We start from the raw sequence: 6,000 nt of genomic DNA, 5'->3' as shown, positions 1-6,000 counted from the left end.
CGAGCACCAGATCGACGACCTGATCGCGGCCGACGGTACTGCCGCGGCGTAGACTCTGGATTCGATGTGCAGCCCGGCCAGGCTGGCGCTGCTCGCTGCGCTCGCCGGCGGGCCACGCGGGCGGGCCGAGCTGCAGGACGCGCTGGGCGCCGAGAGCTCGACCGGGCACCTGTACCACCACCTGCGCGAGCTGCAGCGGGGCGGGTTGATCCGGCAGCCGCGGCGCGGCACGTACGAGATCGTGGGGCGAGCCCTCATCCCGCTCCTCGCCATCCTGTCCGCCGCCCTCGACGTCGGCCCCGGCTCGCCGGGGGTCGACGACCCCGCCCCGCCGTCCGAGACGGAGCCGGAATGATCACGCCACGGCACCGCGCCGCGTGGCGGGCCTGGCGATCGGGGGACGTGGACGAGGCCGCCCGCCTGGCGCGACCGCCCCGTGGCGCCGAGCGGTTACTCGTCCTGGCCGACCTGGTGCGCGGGCGGTTCGAGCAGGGGCTGGCCCGCTACCAGGCGCTCCGGCGCCCGCCGCGTGCGCTGGACATGCCGGTGGCGCACGCCTGGGTGCACCTGGACCGGGTGGACAAGGCGTGCGAGCACTTACACCGCCGGCGCCGCCGCCTTCCGCCCGGTCTGGCGCTGCGGCGCGACCACCCGATGACGGTCAAGGCGGACGGGCCCGTCACGCTGCCGTTCGCCGACCATCCGCTGGCGCCGTACCTGCCGGCCGTCGAGGGCACGCTGAACGGGCGCCATACGCTCATCCACCTGGACACCGGAGGCGCGTTCCTGGTGATGGGCCTGGAGCGGGCGGCGGCGATGGGCGTCGAGGCCGTACCGGCCGGCCGCCGCTTCCACGGCGTCACCCGCACGCCGGTCCGCACCGGCCTCGTCCGGGAGCTGGACCTCGGGGGCGTGGCGCTGACGAACGTGCCGGTGGACGTCCTCCCCACGCTGACCGGCCCCCAGGACATCGTGATCATGGGCACCTGCCTGCTGCGGCACTTTCTGCCCACCATCGACGCTCCGGCCGGTCATCTCCTCCTGGCCCCGCGCGGGCACCGTCCTCCGCCGGACGGCGTCCGGGTGCCGTTCTGCCTCTGGGCGGACCACTTCATGTTCGCGAAGGGCGGCCACGGCCCGCGCGATCTCACCTTCTTCGTCGACTCCGGCCTGGTGCACCTGATCGAGGACGACGGCAGGATCAGGCAGGCGGCCGTGCTGGCGACGAGGTCCCAGTACCGCACCTGGGGCATCCCTCGTGCCGATCTCGCGGCCACCCACCTCACGGCACCGCACCCGCTGCGCCTGGGACCGCTGGAGCAGCCGGCGCACCTTCTGTCCGTCGCGCCGGGCAGGACTGCGCCGTGGTCCGACTTCGGCGGCGTCAGGATCGACGGGCTGATCTCGCAGGCTTTCCTCTCCGAGTACGCCTGGACGCTGGACTTCGACCGCCAGGAATACACGTTCCAATAGCTCCGGTCGAACTCTTTTTCGAGTACGCTTGACGACCATGTCGCGCCCCCTGACGCTCAGCCTCACGTCCGCAAGGCGGCTGGCCGTGACCTGCCAGCACCTGGCCGGTCCCCGCCCAGGCAACGACCTCGACGGCCTGCGGCAGGTGCTGCGGACGTTGCGGTGTCTGCAGCTCGACCCGGTCAACGTGGTGACACGCAGTCACCTGCTGGTGCTCTGGAGCAGGGTCGGCGGCTACGACCCGGGCGACGTGGACGTGCTGCTCTGGCGCGAGCGCTGGCTGTTCGAATACTGGGCGCACGCCGCGTCGATCGTGCTGGCCGAGGACTACCCCATCCACCAGGTGATGATGCGCGTCTACCCGGCGGGCGAGTCCCGCTACGCGCAGCAGGTCCGCGACTGGCTGGCGGCGAACGACGCCTTACGGCAGCACGTCCTCGACCGGCTGCGGGAGAAGGGTCCGCTGCCGGTCGGCGGGTTCGACGACCTCGCGGCCGTCGCGTGGCGGTCGAGCGGGTGGACCCATGGCCGCAACGTCGAGCGGATGCTGGACTTCCTGTGGTTCCAGGGCCACGTGATGGTGGCGGGCCGGGAGGGGCGTACCCGCCTGTGGGACCTGCCCGAGCGCGGGCTGCCGCAGTGGGCCGAGCTGGAGCCGTTGCCGCGGGAGGAAGCGGTGAGGCGGGCGGCCGAGCACGCGCTACGCGCACTCGGCGTGGCCCGCGCGGCCGACATCGAGCGGCATTTCATCCGCTCCCGCTATCCCGGCCTCGCCGAGGTGCTGAGCGGCCTGGAGGCGTCGGGGCGGGTCGTGCCCGCCGAGGTCGAGGGCGGCGACGAGCGGTGGTACGTCCACCGCGACGTGCTCGGCCTGCTGGAGCGCGACTGGGAGCCGCGCACCACGCTGCTGTCGCCGTTCGACAACCTCATCTGCGACCGGGAGCGGACCGAGCGCCTGTGGGGGTTCGTGTTCCGGACGGAGATGTACGTGCCCAAGGCCAAGCGGCAGTACGGGCACTACATCCTGCCGATCCTCCACGGCGAGCGGCTGGTCGGCAGGCTGGTGCCGCGTCTGGACCGGCGCCGGGCGCGGCTGGAGATCGAAGGGTTGTTCCCCGAGCCGGGCACGTCCGCGGACACGGCGACCGCCGTGGGGCGGGCGGTCGCCGAGTTGGCCGCCTTCGCCGGGGCCCGCGAGATCGCCTACGGGGACAAGGTGCCGGACCCGTGGCGAGCCGCGCTGTCGCCCTGACGCGCTCAGTTTCCTTGCTTGTGCGTGCTCCAATACTCATCGGCGGCGGCCTGGATGTCGGCGAGCACCTTCTCGTAGGTGTCGGGCTTGGCGACGAACCCGCTGAAGCCGTCCAGCGCGGCGGTGAGCACGGGTGGCGGCGTGGCCTCGAAATACCGGTTGACCAGCCGATACTCGCCACTGCCCGCGGCCTTGCCGACCTCCGCGATGGCCTCGTCGGCGACGGCGACCTTGGGGTTGGCCGAGACGTCTCCCCTGGCGGTGGCCCACTTCTCCTGCGCGCCGGCCCCCACCCACCACTTGAGATATTTCATGCTGGCCGCGGGATCGGGCGCCTTGGCCAGCGAGCACAGCGGGCCGCTCTCGAAGATCATCGAGGTCTTGGGGAGGGACGCGTTGACGTTCGGGATCACGAAGAAGCCGTAGTCGGTGCCCGGCTTCATGCCGCGCTGGGTCATGCTCGTGTTGAACCACGTCCCGAACGACACCATCGCCGCCTTGCCGGTCTTGAGCACGTCGCCGGGGTCGGTCTTGTCACCGGGGTTGTTGAAGTAGCCCGCATCGATCATCGACTTCCAGCGTTTCATCACCTCCACCACGCCGGGATCGGTGTATTTGGCCTGGCCGGTGGACAGGCGGTCGTACAGGTCGGGGTCGGTGCCGGCGAGGAGCTGCTCGAACCAGACGAAGGAGAACAACACGGAGGTGTGATAGAAGGCGGGCACGCCGTTCTTCTTCAGCGTGCCGGCGATCTGGATCAGCTCGTCCCAGGTCGCAGGCGGCTTCAGCCCGTGCTCGTCGAAGAGCTTCTTGTTGTAGAACATGCCCCAGTAGGCCGCGTTCAACGGCACGCAATACTGCTTGCCGCCGATGGTGTAGTAGGGGGCCAGATCGGCCGACAGGTCGCCGTTCTTGATGGCCTCCTGCCAGATCGCGGTCGTCTCCGCCACCTGCTTCTGGGCGACGATCTCCGCCAGCCGCCCGCCCGTCGTCCAGGTGAACAGGTCGGGTTTCACGCTCGTGCGGAAGGACGCCTTGATGAACGCCTGGTACGTCGGCTCGTCGGTGTAACCCACCGACTTCATCGACAGGCCGATCTGCTGTTGGGACAGGACGCCCATCTCGTCGAAGTATTTGCTCCAGGCGCCCTTGTCGTTGTAGAGCTTCAGCTCGGTCTTGCCGGGCTGCTGCTGCCCGGCGGTGTCGCCGGAGGAGCCGCAGCCGGCGAGTAAGAGGGAAGTGACGGCGGCGATGAGCACTGGACGCGACCGGATCATGCCCGGCCCTCCTGTTTCACTTGTGGTCCTGGCTGGAGATGAAAACGGGCCCGAGTGCAAGTCATCTAATCACTTGATATCTTGGGCGTCCATAGCCGCCGGAACAACAGCCCGCCTCGTGGTCTCCCGGTAGTCCCGGGGCGCCATGCCGTAGGCGCGTTGAAAGAGCCTCCCGAAGTACGACTGGCCGGAGAAGCCGCACCGGTGCGCGATCCCGCCGATGCTCTCCGTGGTCGTGGTCAGCAGCAGCGCGGCGTGCTCCAGCCGCCGCCTGGCCACGAACGCGACGGGCGTGCAGCCGTAGTGCGTGCGCATGGAGCGGGCGAGGTGCCCCGGGCTCACCGCGGCCAGGGCGAGCAGCCGGGGAAGCCCTTCGCGCAGGTTCTCCTCCCGGCTCATCGCGACGCAGGCCGACACCAGCCAGCCGGGCCGCCGGTCCACGGCCGTGCCGTCCGCGCTCTCCAGCAGCGGGACGACCGCCGTCCAGAGCCGCACCAGGTCGAGCACGCGCGGCACACCGGAATAGGCGCCCAGCACGCGGGCGAACTCGGCCGCGACCGGCCCCTCCAGGTCGGCGCGCGCCGCCGGTGGCAGCTCGCGCCGGTCCCAGTCCGCCGTGCCGGCCAGCCCGGCGAGGTCGGCGAAGGCCCGCCAGCGCTCGCTCGGGAAGGCGATGTTGACGAACCGCAGGCCCGTTGCGGTCGTGGCGGCGAACTCGTGCCGGTCGTGCGGCCGTACCAGCACAACATCACCGGCACGCAGCGGCATCTCGCACTCGCCCACTCTCTGGGTGCCCACCCCCGCCGTCACGAACACCAGCTCGTGGAAATCGGCGTGCGTGTGCGGCTCGGGCCGGTCGCGGCGGCCGCCGGTCACCGGCACCAGGGCCGCGTGGTACGGCAACCCGGCCGCGAATTCGACCCACCGCAGAATCGTCGGCATGTCAGGAAATTAATAGTTATGGAGCGGCGAGTACTAGTAACTCGGGCCGCAGTCACCGAAGAATCCGGATCGACGCCCTTCCCTGCAGAGGAGTACATGGTGATCAAGGATGTCGAGCGGACCCTCCAGGACTACGACCGCAACGGCTACACGATCTTCCGGAACGTCCTCGACCGCGACCTGGTCGCCGAGGCGAGCGACCACGTCGCCTGGCTCCAGGCCAAGCACCCGGACCGGCTCGGCGAGGACCTGGCCACCGAGCTGGTCGCCGGCGACCCGTTCTGGGTGCGGCTGGTGAGCGACGACCGGCTGCTGGACCTCGCCGAGTTGTTCGTCGGCCCGGATATCGCCCTGTTCGCCGCGCATTACATCAGCAAGCCGCCCTTCTCCGGCATGCCGGTCCTGTGGCACCAGGATGGGGCGTACTGGCCGCTGGAGCCGATGCGGGTCGTCACGCTGTGGCTCGCGGTCGACGAGTCCACGCCGGACAACGGCTGCGTACGGGTGATCCCGGGCTCGCACAAGGAGGACCTGCACGCGCTCCGGCAGCGCGACGACATCGACAACGTGCTCGGCTCGGAGAGCGCGGTGACGGTGGACGAGTCGCGGGCGGTGGACCTGGTGTTGTCGCCCGGCGACGTGGAGGTGCACCACCCGAACATCCTGCACGCCTCCAACGCCAACACCTCGCCCAGGCGCCGCTGCGGCCTGACGATCAGGTACATCCCGACCTCGACCCGGATCACCAGCGAGCAGCAGCCATTCGTGTCGGCGCTGCTGCTGCGCGGCGACCCGGGAGTGAACGTCTACCAGCCGCTCCCGAGGTACGTCGAGGGTGAGCACATGCCGTTCGCCGGCGCGGAGAAGTGGGCCTGAGCCAGACCTCTCATCGGTAGACGGCACCTGGTAGACGAGCTTGCGCCCGCGCAGGTGCACCCGCACCCGGTACGCCCCGGGACCGGCGGCCGTCAGGCCGGTCACGGTGGTTCCCTGGGTGTCGGAGAGGGCCAGAGTGCCGCGCGGGCTGTCGTAGCCGACCTCGACCACCTCGTCCCA

At 70.5% G+C, this 6,000-nt stretch carries 6 protein-coding genes; 4 read left to right on the top strand and 2 right to left on the bottom strand.

All coding sequences use genetic code 11. The annotated features are described in order from the left end of the window. Nucleotides 1-64 precede the first annotated feature (64 nt). The 3 genes from ACTWQA_RS43515 to ACTWQA_RS43505 are packed head-to-tail and all read left to right on the top strand — an operon-like array spanning nt 65 to nt 2,725. Nucleotides 65-355 (top strand): helix-turn-helix domain-containing protein, encoded by a 291-nt coding sequence (locus tag ACTWQA_RS43515; protein ID WP_443164740.1) that lies wholly within the window; start codon nt 65-67, stop codon nt 353-355. Further along, nucleotides 352-1,473 carry a retropepsin-like aspartic protease gene (locus tag ACTWQA_RS43510; RefSeq protein ID WP_443164739.1) on the top strand — a complete coding sequence of 374 codons (1,122 nt, stop codon included), beginning with the start codon at nt 352-354 and terminating at the stop codon, nt 1,471-1,473. The genes ACTWQA_RS43515 and ACTWQA_RS43510 overlap by 4 nt, the downstream gene beginning before the upstream one ends. 37 nt (nt 1,474-1,510) lie before the next feature. Further along, nucleotides 1,511-2,725, top strand: coding sequence for a winged helix-turn-helix domain-containing protein (locus tag ACTWQA_RS43505; protein WP_443164738.1), 1,215 nt, complete (start codon nt 1,511-1,513; stop codon nt 2,723-2,725). A 5-nt stretch (nt 2,726-2,730) separates the two neighbouring features. Here the strand turns inward: ACTWQA_RS43505 and ACTWQA_RS43500 are convergent, their stop codons facing one another. Then, on the bottom strand, nt 2,731-4,002 hold the full coding sequence (locus ACTWQA_RS43500; protein WP_443164737.1) for an ABC transporter substrate-binding protein: 1,272 nt from the start codon (nt 4,000-4,002) through the stop codon (nt 2,731-2,733). Nucleotides 4,003-4,071: 69 nt separating this feature from the next. Further along, entirely contained in the window at nt 4,072-4,944 is an 873-nt protein-coding gene (locus ACTWQA_RS43495; RefSeq protein WP_443164736.1) for an AraC family transcriptional regulator, read from the bottom strand. A 96-nt stretch (nt 4,945-5,040) separates the two neighbouring features. On the opposite strand from ACTWQA_RS43495, the gene ACTWQA_RS43490 reads away from it, so the two are divergent. Then, nucleotides 5,041-5,820, top strand: coding sequence for a phytanoyl-CoA dioxygenase family protein (locus ACTWQA_RS43490; RefSeq protein ID WP_443164735.1), 780 nt, complete (start codon nt 5,041-5,043; stop codon nt 5,818-5,820). Nucleotides 5,821-6,000 lie beyond the last annotated feature (180 nt).

The organism is Nonomuraea sp. 10N515B (genome assembly GCF_052245915.1).
In the GTDB taxonomy this organism is placed as follows: Bacteria; Actinomycetota; Actinomycetes; order Streptosporangiales; family Streptosporangiaceae; genus Nonomuraea.
Note: the sequence above shows the minus strand (reverse complement) of the source record. Positions and strands in the feature narration are given on the sequence as shown.

What these genes read in the sequence shown, in the direction of transcription:
- ACTWQA_RS43495 (WP_443164736.1), bottom strand. Translation starts at nt 4,944, where the DNA reads ATGCCGACGATTCTGCGGTGGGTCGAATTCGCGGCCGGGTTGCCGTAC.
- ACTWQA_RS43505 (WP_443164738.1), top strand. Translation starts at nt 1,511, where the DNA reads ATGTCGCGCCCCCTGACGCTCAGCCTCACGTCCGCAAGGCGGCTGGCC.
- ACTWQA_RS43500 (WP_443164737.1), bottom strand. Translation starts at nt 4,002, where the DNA reads ATGATCCGGTCGCGTCCAGTGCTCATCGCCGCCGTCACTTCCCTCTTA.
- ACTWQA_RS43490 (WP_443164735.1), top strand. Translation starts at nt 5,041, where the DNA reads ATGGTGATCAAGGATGTCGAGCGGACCCTCCAGGACTACGACCGCAAC.
- ACTWQA_RS43515 (WP_443164740.1), top strand. Translation starts at nt 65, where the DNA reads ATGTGCAGCCCGGCCAGGCTGGCGCTGCTCGCTGCGCTCGCCGGCGGG.
- ACTWQA_RS43510 (WP_443164739.1), top strand. Translation starts at nt 352, where the DNA reads ATGATCACGCCACGGCACCGCGCCGCGTGGCGGGCCTGGCGATCGGGG.